This is a genomic window from Paenibacillus glucanolyticus NBRC 15330 (genome assembly GCF_004000885.1).
Lineage (GTDB): Bacteria > Bacillota > Bacilli > Paenibacillales > Paenibacillaceae > Paenibacillus_AQ > Paenibacillus_AQ glucanolyticus.
In genome coordinates this window covers 181418-198289 of the sequence record NZ_BIMC01000005.1, presented here as the reverse complement: position 1 = coordinate 198289, position 16872 = coordinate 181418, and the positions used below count along the sequence as shown (strand labels likewise).

At 51.2% G+C, this 16872-nt stretch carries 21 protein-coding genes; 19 read left to right on the top strand and 2 right to left on the bottom strand.

Going from position 1 to position 16872, the window contains the following annotated elements:
• The first annotated feature begins 109 nt into the window (after positions 1-109).
• The 4 genes from PGL02S_RS10815 (at position 110) to PGL02S_RS10800 (ending at position 2571) form a co-directional block, all read left to right on the top strand.
• Positions 110-679, top strand: coding sequence for a TetR/AcrR family transcriptional regulator (locus PGL02S_RS10815; RefSeq protein ID WP_036644645.1), 570 nt, complete (start codon positions 110-112; stop codon positions 677-679).
• A gap of 4 nt (positions 680-683) precedes the next feature.
• Entirely contained in the window at positions 684-1043 is a 360-nt protein-coding gene (locus tag PGL02S_RS10810) for a DMT family transporter (RefSeq protein WP_006212555.1), read from the top strand.
• A gap of 144 nt (positions 1044-1187) precedes the next feature.
• A complete protein-coding gene (locus tag PGL02S_RS10805; RefSeq protein ID WP_036644642.1) occupies positions 1188-1784 on the top strand; it encodes a LysE family translocator in 597 nt (198 codons plus the stop codon).
• Positions 1785-1791: 7 nt separating this feature from the next.
• Complete coding sequence (locus PGL02S_RS10800) at positions 1792-2571, top strand: AraC family transcriptional regulator (RefSeq protein WP_006212553.1); 780 nt, start codon at positions 1792-1794, stop codon at positions 2569-2571.
• A gap of 319 nt (positions 2572-2890) precedes the next feature.
• On the opposite strand, the gene PGL02S_RS10795 is transcribed toward PGL02S_RS10800, so the two are convergent.
• The gene (locus PGL02S_RS10795; RefSeq protein ID WP_006212552.1) at positions 2891-3316 is read right to left on the bottom strand and encodes an ImmA/IrrE family metallo-endopeptidase; all 426 of its coding nucleotides are present in this window, start codon (positions 3314-3316) and stop codon (positions 2891-2893) included.
• 77 nt (positions 3317-3393) lie between these two features.
• Positions 3394-3813 (bottom strand): helix-turn-helix domain-containing protein, encoded by a 420-nt coding sequence (locus PGL02S_RS10790; protein WP_006212551.1) that lies wholly within the window; start codon positions 3811-3813, stop codon positions 3394-3396.
• A 296-nt stretch (positions 3814-4109) separates the two neighbouring features.
• Here PGL02S_RS10790 and PGL02S_RS10785 point away from each other — a divergent pair, with 296 nt between their 5' ends.
• From PGL02S_RS10785 to PGL02S_RS10720, 15 genes are all read left to right on the top strand, one after another.
• Positions 4110-4586 carry an ArpU family phage packaging/lysis transcriptional regulator gene (locus PGL02S_RS10785; RefSeq protein WP_006212550.1) on the top strand — a complete coding sequence of 159 codons (477 nt, stop codon included), beginning with the start codon at positions 4110-4112 and terminating at the stop codon, positions 4584-4586.
• 539 nt (positions 4587-5125) lie between these two features.
• Entirely contained in the window at positions 5126-5965 is an 840-nt protein-coding gene (locus tag PGL02S_RS10780) for a hypothetical protein (protein WP_036644639.1), read from the top strand.
• Positions 5966-5975: 10 nt separating this feature from the next.
• Complete coding sequence (locus tag PGL02S_RS10775) at positions 5976-6185, top strand: hypothetical protein (protein WP_006212548.1); 210 nt, start codon at positions 5976-5978, stop codon at positions 6183-6185.
• A gap of 2 nt (positions 6186-6187) precedes the next feature.
• A complete protein-coding gene (locus tag PGL02S_RS10770) occupies positions 6188-7654 on the top strand; it encodes a phage tail sheath family protein (protein WP_036644637.1) in 1467 nt (488 codons plus the stop codon).
• Between the two features lie 93 nt (positions 7655-7747).
• Positions 7748-8155 carry a phage tail tube protein gene (locus PGL02S_RS10765; protein ID WP_006212545.1) on the top strand — a complete coding sequence of 136 codons (408 nt, stop codon included), beginning with the start codon at positions 7748-7750 and terminating at the stop codon, positions 8153-8155.
• Between the two features lie 587 nt (positions 8156-8742).
• The gene (locus tag PGL02S_RS10760) at positions 8743-9177 is read left to right on the top strand and encodes a phage tail assembly chaperone (RefSeq protein ID WP_006212544.1); all 435 of its coding nucleotides are present in this window, start codon (positions 8743-8745) and stop codon (positions 9175-9177) included.
• A 14-nt stretch (positions 9178-9191) separates the two neighbouring features.
• Entirely contained in the window at positions 9192-9335 is a 144-nt protein-coding gene (locus PGL02S_RS28140) for a hypothetical protein (RefSeq protein WP_160164037.1), read from the top strand.
• A 17-nt stretch (positions 9336-9352) separates the two neighbouring features.
• Complete coding sequence (locus PGL02S_RS10755; protein WP_036644636.1) at positions 9353-11086, top strand: hypothetical protein; 1734 nt, start codon at positions 9353-9355, stop codon at positions 11084-11086.
• A gap of 65 nt (positions 11087-11151) precedes the next feature.
• A complete protein-coding gene (locus tag PGL02S_RS10750; protein ID WP_006212541.1) occupies positions 11152-11796 on the top strand; it encodes a LysM peptidoglycan-binding domain-containing protein in 645 nt (214 codons plus the stop codon).
• Positions 11793-12770 (top strand): XkdQ/YqbQ family protein, encoded by a 978-nt coding sequence (locus tag PGL02S_RS10745; RefSeq protein ID WP_036644634.1) that lies wholly within the window; start codon positions 11793-11795, stop codon positions 12768-12770. Before PGL02S_RS10750 ends, PGL02S_RS10745 begins: the two co-directional genes overlap by 4 nt.
• Positions 12763-13152 carry a hypothetical protein gene (locus PGL02S_RS10740; protein ID WP_036644632.1) on the top strand — a complete coding sequence of 130 codons (390 nt, stop codon included), beginning with the start codon at positions 12763-12765 and terminating at the stop codon, positions 13150-13152. The genes PGL02S_RS10745 and PGL02S_RS10740 overlap by 8 nt, the downstream gene beginning before the upstream one ends.
• The gene (locus tag PGL02S_RS10735; protein ID WP_036644630.1) at positions 13145-13603 is read left to right on the top strand and encodes a DUF2634 domain-containing protein; all 459 of its coding nucleotides are present in this window, start codon (positions 13145-13147) and stop codon (positions 13601-13603) included. Before PGL02S_RS10740 ends, PGL02S_RS10735 begins: the two co-directional genes overlap by 8 nt.
• Positions 13603-14757: a baseplate J/gp47 family protein gene (locus PGL02S_RS10730; RefSeq protein ID WP_036644627.1), complete on the top strand. Its 1155-nt coding sequence runs from the start codon at positions 13603-13605 to the stop codon at positions 14755-14757. Before PGL02S_RS10735 ends, PGL02S_RS10730 begins: the two co-directional genes overlap by 1 nt.
• A gap of 7 nt (positions 14758-14764) precedes the next feature.
• Entirely contained in the window at positions 14765-15316 is a 552-nt protein-coding gene (locus tag PGL02S_RS10725) for a YmfQ family protein (protein WP_081742879.1), read from the top strand.
• A gap of 1 nt (position 15317) precedes the next feature.
• Positions 15318-16814 carry a hypothetical protein gene (locus PGL02S_RS10720; RefSeq protein ID WP_051449367.1) on the top strand — a complete coding sequence of 499 codons (1497 nt, stop codon included), beginning with the start codon at positions 15318-15320 and terminating at the stop codon, positions 16812-16814.
• The last annotated feature ends 58 nt before the right edge of the window (positions 16815-16872 follow it).

Genomic DNA, 16872 nt, shown 5'->3' with positions numbered 1-16872 from the left:
CATACGTCATATTTTTGTAAGGATGTCTGGATTTAATGCCGAGTTTGGCGTTATAATACTGTTGGTACTGATATAGTATTTGCAGTACCGGAAGTGGGGGAGTATTCACTTGCGTGAGCGAATATTGAATGAAACGATGCGATTGATTCAGCGGCAGGGCTTCACCTTCACCGTTAGTGACCTGGCCCGAGAACTTGCCATCAGCAAACGGACGATTTATGAGCATTTCTCTTCCAAGGAAGAGATTGTTGAACATATCATTGATGGAATGATCCGGCATATCCAGGAACAGGAACGTGACATTGCAGCGGATGAGGAGCTTACCATTCCGGAGAAGCTTCGCCAAATTCTGATCTGTCTGCCTCAGGAGATGGAGAAGATGGATTTGGGGATGCTGCCGGATTTGAAACGGTCGCATTATCCGCAATGGGAGAAGCTGGACACCTTTTTCAGAGAAGAATGGGGTATTGTCAGCGAGCTGATGGAGCAGGGGATGGCGGAAGGAAGTCTAAAGAGAATCCATCTGCCGGTGTTCATTGATCTGTACCTCGGGTCGCTTCATCAGATTTATGACTCGAGAGCGACGGTTAAGCATCAATTGCCGCTGGGAGAACTGCTGGAGTCCATCATGGACATATTACTGTTTGGCATCGCCGCGGATAAACGGGAGGGGTCGTAAGATTATGCATTGGTTGTATTTAGGTTTGGCGATTGTGTTTGAGGTGGCGGGTACCCTGAATATGAAACTGTCGGAAGGGTTCAGCAAACCGCTGCCCAGCGTTCTGCTGGTTGTATTCTACATCTGCAGCCTGAGCTTTCTGACGCTGAGTCTGAAGCAGATTGAAATCTCGGTGGCATATGCGATTTGGTCAGGTCTTGGCATTCTTATTATTACGCTTATCGGATATATGTTTTTTGCGGAGCAGATCAATGGATTGAAGGTCTTCTCCATCCTGCTTATAATTGCGGGTGTAGTGCTGCTGAATTTGTCAGGCAGCGCGCATGCGCAGGAACAGCCAAGGATTCATCAGTCCGGCAACTAAGTGCGTCAACCATATAGGATTCTTAGAGAAGAGCTGTGCCAAGTGCTTGGTGCGGCTCTTGTTCTGCTGCAATAATGTACTATGCCCCGCAGCGCAACCGGCTCTATAATGGCAAAGGAAATTCCTTTGTAAGGAGCTATCATCATGAACCTTTCGTCGTTTTTTATTTACTGTGTCATTGTGGCGTTCTCGCCGGGGCCAGCGAATATCGTCATCTTGGCCTCTGTTCAAAATTCCGGCATGAAAAAGACGCTGCGCTACATTGCCGGAGCATCGATTGCCTTTTTCCTATTAATTGTCGCTTCGGTTGTGTTAGGTCAATTGCTGACGTCCAGCATGCCTTTCATTCTGCCGGTGCTGCGAATTGCGGGCTGCCTGTTTATGCTGTATCTTGCGTATCAAGTGTATACCATGGATGTATCCAAGTCGTCCGGTAACCAAACGACATCCTTCACATCCGGTTTTCTTATGCAGTTTCTCAATCCGAAGGTGGTGCTGTTCACCCTCACGGTCATTCCAAGTTATGTCATGCCATATTATACGGCAGGCCCTGTCATCTCTGCGTTTGTTGTTGCGGTATCACTAATCGGGCTGTCTGCGTACATGACCTGGGCGGTGTGCGGTAGCCTTTTTCAAGGAATTATGCAAAAATATCGGAGAACGACCAACACGATTCTGGCTTTGTTTCTGCTGTATTCGGCTATCGTCGTATCTGGCATACCGGAGCTCATAAAGGGGTGATGGAAAGATGGAGCAGTTTATCTATAAAAAAGCGGTAGGCATTACGGCGCTGTCCGCGAGCCTGACTGATTTTAAATACAAAAAACATTACCACGAGGAGTATGCCCTTGGCGTAACCCTGCGCGGCATTCAGAAATACTCGCTGGATGGCAGTCAGCAGGCTTCCTACCAAAGCGGGGTGATGCTGTTCCATCCAGAGCAGAATCATGATGGCTGGTCGCAGGAACGGACGGGTATCGACTATGTCATGATCTACATCCATCCTGAGCTGTTCCTGGAATTGATCGAGAAGAAGGATATTGTCCGTTTTCAGTCCCCGGTTGTGTATCATGCCGGACTTCGGCAAAGCATCCTGGACGTGACAAAGTCGATTTTCACCGGTCAACCGGAGGCAATGAGCAGCGAGCTGCTGCTGGGTTTGGCGGGACATTTTAACGAGCATATTCTGAACCCGGACGGCAGGAGGGACACCATCTTTACCCGGAAGGCAAAAGAATTGATGCAGGGTCACCTGGACCATGTTCTAAGGCTGGACGAATTAAGCGGGGAGTTCGGGATGTCGAAGTATCAGTTCATCCGTTCCTTTAAAGCGAATACGGGGCTCTCGCCTTATCAGTACTATCTGAACTGCAAAGTGGAGCGCGCCAAACATCTGATCGAGGACAGCAGGGATGTCTATCAGGCTGTTACCCAGTGTGGCTTCACGGACCTTGCCCATCTGAACCGGCATTTCAAGAATGTGTACGGCACAACGGCGTTTGACTACATGTCCCACCTGGATAAGTAAGGGACAGCAGCGTATTTCAGGCGATGCGTGGCATTCGTGCATCATCTCCGTTCTAATGTGTTTAGAATGTAAGAGGGACCGTGGGCTAACACGATCCCGGGATACAAGGTACCGCTATAAGGGCGGCCTTGCTATGGGAAATCCGATCAGAAATAGACCGCTATCCTGACCAAAGGACGGTCTATTTCTTTTTATGTAAGGAAAGTATGAACACAACCACCGGTGCAAATGAAATCATTCGCGTCACTTTTTAGGGTCTGATTTCAAGTTTGTTTAGAGCTTTGGCATATGGATATACATATTCAGAACGTATGTTCGATTAAAGTCTAAAAAAATATAGCATTTCCTGTGGGATGCCAGCCCGTAGATAGAATTCGTGCAAGGATTCTCCCGGTCCCGGGGCCAGATTGGCCGTCAACAGGGCGATGGCAAAACGGTTGGCCTGCCGCTCCAGTTTGCCGGGGCTGAAATAGGAATGCTCCTCCAGAAAAAAACGGCTGATTCCCTTATGGAGACGATCATGTCCCAGCTCATGGGCGCACACAAAGCGCTGCCAAGGTGGTGGCAGCTGATTATGAATGACGATGAATCTCCGTCTTAATTTACGGAAATACAGCCCTTTGGTCGTCTGGCCTAAATCTGCAAATCGAATATGTATGCCCAGCGAAGCCGCAATTTCAAAAGGGCAGTTGGTATGATGTTTTTTGATCAGCTGGCGGATTACGGGTTGTAATTGATCATCCATGCCGGTTCACCTGCAATATTGGTATTGGTTGAATCGTAGTAATCGGTATGTAGCTCCTTATTATGTAGATTAGTAGATTATTTCTTGCGTTTGTTCATCTGTTTGGCTTCCCAGAACAGTCCGGTCAGCACGTCCTTGATGCGCTGCTTGTCCTCTTCATTCAGAGGGACGCCATCAAACATCAGCTCTCCGTCATCCTCAAGCATTTTCTTAAAATCCCGTTTATCCCTGGAGGTTGCCCAAGCGGGAGCCGATATTTCATCTTGATGTGCGGCATCCGTCGGCAGATAGCCTGCTTTATTCATTAGCTCTTCGTAGGGGATTTCAAGTGCATCGGCAATCTTGCGCAAGGTTTGCGGCTTGGGTATGCCCCGCAGCCCGTTCTCGATACGGGAGATCTGTGATCCGCTGATGTCAGCGGCGTGTGCCAGCTGATTGATGCTCCAGCCTTTGTCCTCCCTGATCTCTTTCAAGTATGTTCCAAATATGTGATCCACGTTCCGGCCACTCCTCACCATAGTCCATCTGAGACATCTACCCCTAGTATAAACACATTCACAATCTTTGCCAACAGGTAAAATAAAAGAGAGGATTATTGCCAAAAGGCAAGAAAACGAGAGTTATGATCCCTATTTTCGTGAAAAGTTCACCCTTTTGATGGTTTACGTCTCTCTCCAAATAGTGGTATATTAATGAAAAAATACGAACAATATACGAACGTAAGAATGAGACCACCTTCTGCCAAATGGCAAATTAAACTTTGAAAATGACATTCAAAAGGGAGTGTTTTAAAATGAATCCATTTTTACCGGAATTAGATCGCAGAAAAACCCAGCATGCCGTTGAGGCGATATTCGAGAAATATCGTATCTATAAAACCATTACATTCGAAGTAAGAGAGGTAAGCGTCACCGCTTCCTACACGGAACGGTTCCATGGGCCAACCAACGTAACCTCGGATCAAACGGCGAAGGTCGCTATATATAATGTAGATGTTCCAGCGGCGAGGAAGCAGTATTGCGAGACCATCGAATCGATTGTGGAACGGCTTGGCGAGCGGGAACAGCTCCTGATCCGGGAACGGTATATGAAGCATGACGACGTATTTGATTACAAGGTGTACAACCATATCCTCGAACCGCCGGTCAGCAAGGATACGTATACGAAGATCCGCACCCGGGCGTTCTATAAACTGGCCTTGGCCTTGGCGGACAGGGGATTGCTGAAACTGAACGAGTTGGAAAAAGCCATGAAAAGCACACGGAGCTGAGCTGATACATGTCCAGCTAGAACAGCATATGGAAGTTTAAAGCTGGTACATGCCCAGCTAGAAAAGCACATGGAAGTTTGAGCTGATACACGCTCAGCTAATGGATCCAGGCAAACGATAACCGGAGACCTCTAATAGGCGCTTCGGTTTTTTTGTTTCAAGATGTGTGCAGTTTACCATGATGTTAGAACTCAAAGGAGGTTGTGGATTATACAATAAATACGAACAAACGTTCTTACTTTTTTCCGCCGACAATCCACTTTAAGTTCCGCTTTAACCGTCCAACGATACGTCAGCGTATCCGATTTAGGGGTGTAAGATTGTATTATCGGGAATGAAGCAAAAGAGCATACCGAACACGCATCGTGTAGATGTAGGCCGGCCTTGTAGAGGACCGGTTTTTTGCTTTCGGATGAGTTTCGATTGCTTCATTTTCGATCCCTATATGAACAGAAAGGAGGGGCCGTGTTGCACAATGTGATCGTAGTGACAAGCTGCCTGTCCGATGAACGAGCGGAAGCCGTCCGGCAATCTGCGGAATGAGAGGGGCGGTCAGGCAGGCCGTTGTAGGCATCATTCCGGAGCTTGAAGGCCGCGTGTATGATGTATACCCTCCGGATGGGGCCGTTGAGCCTCTTTTTGCGGCCATCACGCTCGGTGAGGACGTATGGAAATCCTCATGGGCGGGGTACCGGCAGGTGGTTCGCTTGAAGCTGTATGCGAATCCTACCGAATTGCTGCAGCTGGATCGCTGGGCGAATCAATTAATTCCGGGACTTCACCGCAAGCGGGTTACCGGAGCAGATGGGAACAGCTTCAAGCTGCATTATTTGGGTGTGCCGGAAGCCGACAAGTTCGATCCATCCACAGGCAAAATGATCCGAATCATGCGATTCGGTGTCTATGTGCCGGAGCTTTCAGGAGCCGGTTTCACCGGACAGCCTGACGAATGGCTGAGTGCGCTGGCAGCCTGGACGGGAGATGTGCTGGGCAATTCCTGGAGCATCTACCACACGGCATGGCCGGCAGGGCGGGACGATTGCGCCATGTTATGGCGGATGACGGGTTGTGAGACCCGAATGGCGGGTGCTTCGATGGTTGAGGTCCGCAAAACCTTCACCGGGCACATCGCCGCTCTGGATTCCGGAAGCGAGCAACTCACCACTGTAAGGCTTGTGGAGGAGCTGGGCACCCAGGTTCAGCTGCTGCTGGATTCACAGAACCGCCGCTATGCATCGGTGGTTGAGATTGCGAGCGATATGCAAGCCGATCCCATTCTCGACGGACAGCTGAAGCTGACCCTGGCGCAGCGGAAGCTGCGTTCACCGGAAGAAGCAGCCTTGATCAGGCGCGTTAACATTCAACCTATTTTAAAGTGAGGTGGCCACAATGGCTGTGAAAAAAACAAACAAGGCGGAAGCCCAGAGCAGCAGCGCTCCGCGATATGCACTTGCAGAGCTTAAAGCACACGCCAAGGAATTGTTCGAGGTTCGGACGGAAGTGCTCGCAGGCGCCATGTATGGAATTGACGGAGCGTTGTTCACGGTAGCCGAGGTCAAAGAAAAAATCCAACAATTTATGAAAGCGAAGGTGGTCTAATCATGGCGGGTGGAACATGGGAAAGTACAAATAAACCGGTATTGCCGGGGTTGTATATGAATTTCAAGGCGGCGGCCGCTTCGGCGATCCAGGGCGGAGCCCGAGGTACGGTCGTTGTGCCGGTCAAGGCCAATTGGGGACCGGTGCGCGAATTCGTAGAAATCGGAAGCGAGTCTGCGATTGCCGACCTGTATTCTGTGGATAACCAGGACGGGGCAACGGCCTACGAGACGCTTTACCTGGCCTTGCTCGGCGGTCCGAAGAAGCTGCTGGCTTATCGCCTGGCAGATAACACAGCAGCCGCGGCAACTGTTACGCTTCAAAATGCGGAGGCCACGCCATCCGATGTGCTGAAGCTCACGGCTAAATACCCGGGCAGCCGGGGCAACGGCTTCTCGGTCAGCGTTCAGCCGTCGCTGATTGATCCGGCAGCCCGGGAACTTCGCCTCTATGAAGGCGCCAAGCTGCTGGGTTCTTACACAAGTGAAGACGGTTCAGCCGCTTCGATTGCGGCTCAGATCAATGCGGATGACGCGAATCTCTGGGTAACGGCTGCAGCGCTGGATGCTGCCGGTATTCCCGCCGATGTGAGCGGTGCCATGCTGTCCGGAGGCAAGAGCGGCAACGGCAGCCTGACCAACGCGGATTACATCGAGATGCAGGATGCGGTCGAAGGTCAGGAGTTCAACGTGCTGGCACTGGATTATGCGGCCGATATGGCTCTGCTGCAAAGCTTTGCCGCTTGGGTGAAGCGCCTCCGCCAAGAGGGACGCGGCGTGCTGGCGGTGTTCGGAGGGAGCGCTGCGGACGACACCTCCAAGGATGCAGCAAAACTGGCGGCAGATCGTTCGCTTGCATTGAACCACGAAGGGATTATCAATGTCGGTTCGGGCGTGCGTCTGTCCGGCGTGAACTACAGTTCCGCCCAAACCGCTGCTTATGTAGCCGGGCTCATTGCCGGCCAACGCTTGAATCAATCCGCTACATACGCGGTAACGCCTTTTGAGGATGTGACCCGGCGCTGGACACGCTCCGAGCAGGAGCTGGCCGTACGCAGCGGTGTGTTCGTGCTCTTCTATGACGGACGCCAGGTAAAGGCGCTGCGCGGAATCAACACACTGGTGAGTCCGGCAGAAGTTCAAAACAATGCCTGGAAAAAAATCCGTTCGATCCGCGTCATGGATGCGATCCATGCGGATTTGCAGCTGGCTGCCGAACAAACCTACATCGGCAAGGTAAACAACACGGAGGAAGGCCGACTCGCATTGATTGGCGCCGTGAAGGAATATCTCGCTTCGTTGTCGCTCAGCAATGTCATTGAGCCTGATGGCTATGACGTCATTCTCGATCCGTCCTATTATGGCGATTCCGTCGTGAACACGCCGGAACCCGATCAGGTCTTCCTGCAGTGGAACGTGAAGCTGACCGACGTGATGGAGCAGCTGTTTGGAACATTCTACGTGCAATAAATGGGACGCCCGATCAGCGTATTTATGATACCACGAACTGCCCGAAGAGGGCTTTGTTTGATTAAAACCTAACCATTCGAGGAGGAACTTAACATGTTGGATGCTTCAAGAGTCATTATGGGGACATACGGCCAGGCGTATATTGACGGGGTATGGCAGACGCATATTAACAAGCTGGAAGCCAGCGTGGAATTGGAGAAGCGCGAGCTGAAGCTGGTCGGCAACGACTGGACGGTGCACAAGAACGGCAGCAAAAAAGGGACAGGCACGATGACCGGCTACAAGGTCACCTCCGATATGATCTCCCGCGGCTTCACCAAATTCGATATCATCTCCAAGCTGGATGATCCCGAATCCTACGGTCATGAGCGCGTTCGCCTGATCCGCTGCATGCCGGACAAAATCCAGCTGGCCAACTGGACAGCGGGTGAGGAAGTGCAGGAAGAAACTTCCTTCACCTTCGAGGGGTATGAGCTGCTGGATCCGATTCAGGGGGATTAAGAGGGATAGACTTGATGTGTGCAGGATGTAAAGTCGGGGGTTGTTCGTTTTAGGACGCCAATGGCTTCTCAGAGTGCAGCGTGTCCCCTTTACGGGTGTACTTCTATTTGTGTCTTTTGAGTAGCGGACTCTGGTTCCGTTATGTCTTGGGATATTGCCATAATTTTAGATTTAGCGGACATGAGATGCGCTATTGGTTCTATTATTGGCACTTTTATTGTGTTTTCGCGCAAATAGCGGATCGTGGATCCGTTCAGTTTCTAAAAACAACCCATTTATTCGAAATAGCGTCTGCTGGGTCCGCTTTAAGAGTAGGGTTCCTACCGATGGGAGCCGGTGGCTAGCCGCTGGATGATTTTGATGAATGCTATGTTGGTTATGACAGCTGAAGTTAAGCATAGAGGGAGTGGCTGCATGTACGGATTCGTTCTGCCCATTTCCTCATGCGTTTGAAGGTAGGGGATTATTAGCAGTTGTACACTACTGTACCCTTCAATCCTTCATCGGAACAGACATTGGCTCGCGCAGCAGCCCCATTGAGGGCACCGATTTGATTTGATTACTTGATTCATAAAGGAGATAGACGCATGAGTTTAAACGAGAACATGAGCGAAGAGCAAATTTTGGATGGTCTTTTTGAGGCGGCGGAGAAGCTGCCGGAGGAAACCGTACGCATTAAGCGGCTGGATATGCAGATGGTACTGCAAGGCTTGACCTCTAGTAAAGTGGACAGCATCCGCGAGCGCTGCACAGTCCGCCGGACGATCAAAGGCGCGGTGGACGAGAAGGTGGATACGGAGACTTTTAATGCATTGCTGATCTCCGAGGCCACCAGCAGCTTGTCCGTAAAGGGTCTGACGCTTAGCGGCTGGGGTGATTCCCGGATTACCAGCCGCTTGAAGCTGTCGGGCGGAGAGCAGGCGGTCCGCCGCATGCTGCTGGCGGGTGAACTGGATGCCGTAGGCGATAAGGTGCTGGAACTGTCCGGCTTCGGGGTCGAGATTGCTGACCTAAAAAACTGATCGGCTCCGGGGGAATGACAACGATGCTGTATCATCTGTGGGTCCGGCATCACCTTCGTCCCGGAGATTTTTGGCTGCTGCCGCGAGGCGAGCGGCTGCTGCTGCTTGCCTTCTCCCAGGAGGAGATGGAGGGCATGGCTGGTCAGAGCTTGAAGTGAACAGGAGGTGAAATGAAATGGCTGAAGCCATGAACTACCGCATGAATCTGGTCATCGATCCGAAAAACGTGATCAAGGCCAACCGCGAGCTGCGGGCGATGGAGCGTTATTTCGAGCGGATCCAGGGACGCGTCATGCGAATCGGGCGCACCCGCATGGCGCCTGAAATCGTGCTGAAGGACAGCGCCTCGAAAGGGCTGGATAACCTGCTTGCCAAGATGCAGCGGGTGAAGTCGCAGGTGATCCAGGCCTCGGCCAATGTGAAGCTGAACGTGCAGAAGCAGATCGATACGGGTGTAAAGATGGATCTACGGGCATCAGGGCTTGATTTTTCTCCCGTGATAAAGGCACTGCAAGGAAATACGGTTGCGGTGAATCAGCTTACGGCTGCGCTTGGGTCACTTCAATTTGGAGGTGGGGGCGGATCTGGTGGGCAAAAGCCGAAATCCCAGTTAGATAAGGTGGTGGATCTCTTTAGCGCTACTAAAACATTGGGCGGCGGGGTAAAAAGTTTTGGCGAGTTGCCGGACAAAACGAGAAAGATCGGCGATGCCTGGCTTGGAAATCAACCGACAGACGCGAACAAAGGAAACTCTAATTCGGATACCACTACCGAATCCAGAACAGAACGAGGGAAGAGGCAGAGGAAAGGGAGAACTTGGAGAACGATTGCTGCGGCTGGCGACTTAATGGAAACCGTAGGAAATGCAGGGGCAGGCATTCTTGGCGGAGGAAGAGATCTGATTAAAAGCGGAAGCGCACTTTTTGGCGGTGGAGACAGTGGTATTGTTCCAAGCTCTAAAGATGCAGGTGGAAATGCCGCCTCACATTTGGCAAAAGATGTGGGCAGCGGCAGTCCCGTTGCAAACATGGTTCCCGCCACAAATAGTCCAGCCTCAAATATCACGAAAGGCATAGGAGCAAGCGGCATTTCCTCCGGTTTAATGAAGGGTCTTGGTAAACGGGCCCTTGGTCCGTTAGGATATATAGCCGATGCGGCCGCAATCGCTACCGCTAAACCAGGGAAAGAGCGCAATCAAGCCATGGGCTCTGCCGTTGGCGGCGGCATTGGAAGCACAATTGGCGGAATAGTCGGCTCCGTGATCCCGGTTGCAGGGACCTTGATTGGATCGACGCTCGGCGGCACCGTTGGAAGTTTTGTTGGCGAGAAGGTAGGCGGTGCCATTACGGGCATCAGCGAACAGTTTAATGAAAGCAAGGAGAAGGTATCGGCATGGTTCTCCAAGACGTTTTCCTTTGGAAAAAAAGACGAGGAAGCAGTCAAGCCGAAGGAGGCTCCAAAGTCGCCGCCTCCTAATTCCAACGTGGCTGCTCTTCCTGCTCCCATCATTCCGAAACCAGCGCCGGCTGATTTCAACAAGCCGCTGCTGCCGAACCCAGCTCTGAATCCGATGTATGGTTCCTATGTGCCGCCTAGTCATGCTGCAAGCATGAGTACTTTTGGGCCGCCTGCAAGTGCTGCCCAGAACCAGGCTTTTGCCGGGAAGCCAACGTCCCCGCAGTCCGTTCAGATTAGTCCGGACCAGATGAGCACCATATCCGGCTTGCTGATGGACTTCAAAACGGAGACAACCGTCAACTACAATCTTCCTCCAGGTGCGGTGCAGGTTACGGTTCATGAGGAACACCCTGTCGATGTCGAAGGCTTGATCCTTCTGATTGGGCAGAGGCTGAGAGCCGAATTCAGCAAGGCGGCGCAGAACCGGAAGCCGACCCCTATGGCCTATTGAGGATAATCGATAATGACAGGCATGAAAGGGGCGGAACGCATCCATACAGAAAGGAGGGGCCCAAGGTGGAGTTTCTTTTGAAGAATGGAAAGGGCATGACGTTCATATTCCCGGTTAATCCCGAAGAGGTGACCATTTCACGGCAAAAGGGCCTGGAAACGGCCACGATTCTTAACTATGGAGAGTTTGATTTTCCCCAGGGCAATCGGATCAAGGAGATTTCGTTTTCTTCATTTTTCCCGCAAGAGTATGATGCAGCATTCTGCAAGGGGGATAAGAAGGATCATATTAAACCCCAAACCGCGATGAATAAACTTAACGAGTTTCTGGCGTATAAAACGCCGCTGCAGTTCGTCATTACCGAGACGGCGGTGAATGTGCCGGTGTATGTTGCTTCCCATCAGTCCACGTTCCGTGGCGGCGAGGTCGGGGATGTGTATTTTGATATCACGCTTCGGACCTGGAGCGATATGAAGGTAGCCAAAACAGCGGGCAGCAGCGGGGCAGCGGGAGCGAATAAAAAGCCTCGGGCAGACATGAAGGAAAAGAACAAAACCTACATTGTGAAGTCAGGGGACTCACTCTCCAAAATCGCCAAGCTGGAGCTCGGGGACAGCTCAAAATGGAACCAGATCTACAAGCTGAACCAGAAGATGATCGGTAAAGATCCGAACGCCATCAAGCCTGGACAGAAGCTGGTGTTGTCATGAGTTACAAGGTGATTTTGCAGGATCAGTACGATTTATCTCCCTTAGTAGAAGCTATCCATCTGCGGGATTCGCTTGAACAAGTTGCCTATCAGGGGACCGTCAATCTGGTCGTAACGCCGGATATGCCGCCGATCTCGCCGGGAATGGCAATCCGTATCAGCGGAATTCCTTACGGCAAGAAGGATTATGTCCCCCTGCTGCACCCGGCTGTCGTGTGGGAAGTGGAAACCTCGAATAACGGGGTGAAGCGAATGACCCTCACGCTGTACGACCGTACGGTATATTTGGACAAATCAGAGGATGAGTACCTGTTCCCGGCGAAGCAGACGGCCACCCAGCGGTTCAAAAAGTACGCAGCCGACTGGAACCTGAAAATTGCGGTTTTGCCGGATACCGAGAAGCAGCTGGGACGTTCCGTTTACCGCACGCAGTCGATTTACGCAAGTATGTTCGCTGATCTGCGGGAAACGGCCAAAGCCGGCGGCAAGCTGTACCACCCGAGGATGATCTCTTCCGGGCTGGAGCTGTATGAGCTTGGAACGAATCGAGATGTGTATATCCTGGAGGCTTTAACCGATACCACGCAATCGCGGACACTGGAGGGTGCGGCGACCAAGGTCAAGGTGCTGGCAACGGCCGCAAGTGAGACGGGACAAGAGGTTCCGTCCAAGGTGATGGCGATTGAGGAAAAAGATATCGCTAAATATGGCCAGCTCCAGGCCATTATTCAAGATGATGAAGTGAAGTCGCCTGCGGCTGCCCGCCAGCTGGCTCGAAATAAATTGAGAGGAATTCGGGAGACCATTTCCCTCAATGCACCCGACATCAATACGATTCGCGCCGGTGATGCGGTGATGCTCGGTTCGATGAGGCTGCTCGTCATTTCCGTCAGTCGAGAGCTGGGCAGCCCCGGTAACATGATGCTGGAGCTGGGGAGTTACGACGATGTAAAAAGGAGGTTTTACCTTGAATAAAGACCCCTATGGACAACTGGCGTCCTCCCTGTATGCCTCATTAAACAAGCAAACTCGTCAAGCCGTGGGCGGCGTGGGGGCCGTGCTTGGCACGATAACCTCGACAGGACTCAAGCTGGATGATTTTAAGCATGAGCTGCAAGACTATATGGTGGCGGAGCTGCCGGGCTTGTTGTCCTTACCCCCTTATACGGCTGCTGGCAGCGCCAATCTGGGGGGCCAGCAGCAGGATATGACGTTCGATGTGGAAGAGCATGAAATGGAAGACACCCTTTTTCAATTGGGAAAAGGCTTGAAGCCGGGGGATCGTGTGCTCGCCGTTCGGGTCAACAGCGGCAATGACGTGGTGGTCGTGTGTAAGGTGGTGAGCAGCGGTGGCTAATTTATTTCCGGAAAGTGATGACATGATCTGGAGTGATGCCACGGATCCGGAGGTGCTGGAGGGAGACGGGGCTGTTTTTGGACGGAGCTGGCGGTATGATTTTGAAGCTGGCGAGTTTATTATGACACCCACCCGGAAGATTCCGGTTGCGGACGAGAAGGAAGCCTGGGTCATCTGGTGTGAAAAAGCGATTCGTACGCCGCGTTACCGTCATCTGATCTATACGCGGGATTACGGCAGCGAGCTAGAGGAGCTGGTCGGCAAAGGCTACGACCGTGCCTTGCTGGAAAGTGAGATTCAGCGCATGGTGACCGAGACGCTGCTGGCAGATGCGCGGACGGAGAGCGTGGACCAGTTTCTTTTTGCCTGGGAAGGAGAAGCTTGCCGTTTCAGCTGCCGTATTACGAGTGTCCGGGATGAAACGGAAATTATAGAAAGCGTGGTGATCTGATGGCAGACTTGCCGTTGTATTTGTTGGATCAGACGGAAGAAAATATTATGAACCGCATGCTGAATCAAGTGCCTTCGGACATCGACAAGTCGGAGGGCTCTTTTATCTGGGATGCGCAGGCACCGGTGGCATTTATGCTGTCCGAGGCGGCCTTGTGGGCGCAGGAGCTGCTGCGGCGCGGCTTTGCAAGCACCGTGGCAAGTGATCGTCCGGAGATCCGGTCAGCCGAACTCGATCTGAGGACAGCAGAACATGGGATCACGAGACGAGAAGCGGTCGCTTCGTCCGGTAGTGTTGTGTTTACGGGAAAACCGAGGACAACGGTGCCTGCCGGAACTTATGTAGCAACACCGGCCGATGAAGGTTCCGGGGAGTCCTCGGTGGAATATGTGACGATATCCGGCGTTACGCTGGGTGACTTGGGTACCGGCACGGCGCCGATTCGAGCCGTTACACCGGGCAGCAGCGGGAATGTTCCGGCAGGCGTTATTCAGCTTATGATGACGTCGGTCAGCGGCGTAACATCGGTTACCAACCCGGAACCCACACGGAGCGGGACGGATACCGAAAGCGACCAGTCGCTGCTGGAGCGTTTTTACGCCAAGGTTCGCAGTCAGGGGACCAGCGGCAACAAAGCGCAGTATATGCTGTGGGCCAATGAAATTGCGGGTGTTGGCGGTGTGGAAGTGGCGCCGCTGTGGAAAGGGCCTGGTACGGTCGGGCTGTATCTTCTGGATACGGACAAGCGTGCGGCAAGCCAGGATATCGTGGGTGCCGTTCAACAGCACATTGACCCGTCCCAGGATGGGCAGGGGGAAGGCGTTGCCCCGGCTGGGCCGGTTATCACGGTGATGCCCGCAGCGGAAGTAGCGATAAATATTTCCGTCAAAGTGCAGCGCACGCAGGAGCAGCCCTCGACGATGGATGAAATCCGTAAGCTGATTGAGGACGGTGTTCGTTCATATTTACAGCAGATTGCTTTTAACAGGAAAGATCCGTTGGTTCGTTACACGAGAATTGCCGCTGTACTGCTGGATATTCCGATTATCGTGGACTACTCGGATTTGACGATTAACGGCCACAGCGAGCAACAAAATATTGAAATTGGCTCCGGTCAGGTAGCGGTGCTGGGGACGGTGAGCGTAAGTGAATAATGTCCGAATGAACAGCTTGCGCGGTCGCGAGCTGTTTTCTTATCTTCCGGCCTATTACGAGACCTCGCGCGTCATGTTATCCGATTTGGATGCCAAGGGCAGCGAGCTGGACGCGCTATATCAAGCGCTGAATTCAGCGGCAGACCAGTTTTTTGTCCGTACAGCCACCTGGGGGCTGGCACGCTGGGAAATGGAGCTGGGCATTCCAACCGACCGAAACAAGCCGATCGAGCAGCGCCGGGCGGTATTGGAGTCCAAGCTGCGCGGAGCAGGAACCTTCTCAGGGGCGCTCGTGAAAAATGTGGCGGAGGCTTACGACGGCGGCACGGTCGAGGTATCCTTCCAGCCCGAGGAATGGGGCTTCACGGTTAAATTCGTGGATACGCTCGGCATCCCGCCGAACCTGGAGGATCTGAAGGCAGCGATCGAGGAGATCAAGCCAGCGCATCTGGCGGTGGCGTATGCGTTCAACTATTTGCTCATACGCGATATTCATGACGTGATGACTTTGGGCGAGCTGGGGCAGACGCCGTTAAACAAATTTGCAGGAGGTGTTTGAGTTGTCCAGTAACACACCGAATTTAGGATTGTTGAAGAAAGACCCGATGGTGGATGGCAATGAGACCTTTAACATCGAGACGATGCTGAATGAGAACTGGGATAAGGTTGATGAGGCGGTGGGGAGAACAGGCGGATACGGAGTAACAACTCAGTCCAAAGCGAACGAATATGAGGTTAATCTAATGCCTGCCCCGGCGAGTCTTACAGCTGGGATTCGGGTTACCGTAAAGATCAACATTGCAAGCACCGGAGCCCCAATGCTCAATGTTAATGGTTTGGGAGCCAAGCCAGTGCTTAGAACAAGCGGTAGTTCTGCCGGTTTTAAGCAAGATGGCGTCTACACATTGGTATATGATGGTCAGGCTTTTATTTTACAGGGTGAAGGAGGTGAGGTAGGAACAGCCACTGCAGGAGATGTGCTGTTTGGTAAGACGTTTCCAGGTGAGGAAGGATTAATAGAAGGAACAATGCAAAAGAAAGGAAATCAGTTTAAAGCTGGACTATGGTCGAATCCAGATGGCGATGCATATGTTGATACCTATGTGGATGTAGATAGCGGGTATTACCCGCCTAATTCAAGGATAACAATACAAGCTCATGATCCGGATCTCTTATCAGAGAATATTCGTGCTGGTACTAATATTTTTGGTGTGGATGGGATCCCTGCAGTTGTAAATACATCTGATGCACACTTGGATCCGCAATATTTACTTACCGGATATTCAGGTTATGATGATGGGATTTTAAAAAATGGAACGATGCAACACCTTACTGGGATTCGAACTGCTACCGGGGTATCAAAATGGGGTAATGGTGATTTGGCAGTATATCCTGAAAGAGGTTATCAAAAGGGAGGGGCTGGGGATGGCGAGATTAAGGTAACACAGACGCAACTAAGGCAAGCTGAGCCTGCTCTAGTTTCAGAAAATATAAAGCAAGGTGCATCAGTTTTTGGAGTTATTGGGAATTTTAAAACATTGCCAAGTCTATTTGAAGTCAACGAGTCGTTAACTTATTACAATAACAATAATCCCATTACTATGACTAAAAACCTTTTTACACTTCCTAGTTTAGACTCGCTCTCATTTATTTCTTTTCGTAGCTCAAGTACATCTTGCTCTGAGACTTATAGTCCTCAAATTCCAATTGTGTGTTATTTAGAAGTACTGGATCCAACTGGTATCACATATCCATTTATTACTTTATCGTTCGGTTATAGTAACTATTATAATTTTCGTTCTTCCGGTTTTTTTATTGATTTAAAGAACAATTTTATGGGGCTATCCACCTATAGCAACATACCTAATTCTAGTTCGAATGATAACGGAGTTATTGAGAATTTGAGTTATAATAGAAATTTTACGGAATGGCGGACCCATAGGATTGCAAAAAATGAGCCTTTAACACTTCGGATGCGTATGGTGTGCAGTCAGGGGAACTATCATGTAGAACGAAGTGCTGAGTTTTACGTTAGTGGTATGTTTCATTATATGTAAAAAATGAAACTAATAAGTTTACACTTAATCACCCAGCTTACTTATGAAAGGAGCACCA

Bases quoted from the DNA above. Each gene is read 5' to 3' on its own strand.
- PGL02S_RS10755 (WP_036644636.1), top strand. From the start codon at position 9,353: ATGGCTGAAGCCATGAACTACCGCATGAATCTGGTCATCGATCCGAAA.
- PGL02S_RS10770 (WP_036644637.1), top strand. From the start codon at position 6,188: ATGGCGGGTGGAACATGGGAAAGTACAAATAAACCGGTATTGCCGGGG.
- PGL02S_RS10800 (WP_006212553.1), top strand. From the start codon at position 1,792: ATGGAGCAGTTTATCTATAAAAAAGCGGTAGGCATTACGGCGCTGTCC.
- PGL02S_RS10765 (WP_006212545.1), top strand. From the start codon at position 7,748: ATGTTGGATGCTTCAAGAGTCATTATGGGGACATACGGCCAGGCGTAT.
- PGL02S_RS10810 (WP_006212555.1), top strand. From the start codon at position 684: ATGCATTGGTTGTATTTAGGTTTGGCGATTGTGTTTGAGGTGGCGGGT.
- PGL02S_RS10730 (WP_036644627.1), top strand. From the start codon at position 13,603: ATGGCAGACTTGCCGTTGTATTTGTTGGATCAGACGGAAGAAAATATT.
- PGL02S_RS10780 (WP_036644639.1), top strand. From the start codon at position 5,126: ATGAGAGGGGCGGTCAGGCAGGCCGTTGTAGGCATCATTCCGGAGCTT.
- PGL02S_RS10795 (WP_006212552.1), bottom strand. From the start codon at position 3,316: ATGGATGATCAATTACAACCCGTAATCCGCCAGCTGATCAAAAAACAT.
- PGL02S_RS10760 (WP_006212544.1), top strand. From the start codon at position 8,743: ATGAGTTTAAACGAGAACATGAGCGAAGAGCAAATTTTGGATGGTCTT.
- PGL02S_RS10775 (WP_006212548.1), top strand. From the start codon at position 5,976: ATGGCTGTGAAAAAAACAAACAAGGCGGAAGCCCAGAGCAGCAGCGCT.
- PGL02S_RS10745 (WP_036644634.1), top strand. From the start codon at position 11,793: ATGAGTTACAAGGTGATTTTGCAGGATCAGTACGATTTATCTCCCTTA.
- PGL02S_RS10725 (WP_081742879.1), top strand. From the start codon at position 14,765: ATGAACAGCTTGCGCGGTCGCGAGCTGTTTTCTTATCTTCCGGCCTAT.
- PGL02S_RS10785 (WP_006212550.1), top strand. From the start codon at position 4,110: ATGAATCCATTTTTACCGGAATTAGATCGCAGAAAAACCCAGCATGCC.
- PGL02S_RS28140 (WP_160164037.1), top strand. From the start codon at position 9,192: ATGACAACGATGCTGTATCATCTGTGGGTCCGGCATCACCTTCGTCCC.
- PGL02S_RS10805 (WP_036644642.1), top strand. From the start codon at position 1,188: ATGAACCTTTCGTCGTTTTTTATTTACTGTGTCATTGTGGCGTTCTCG.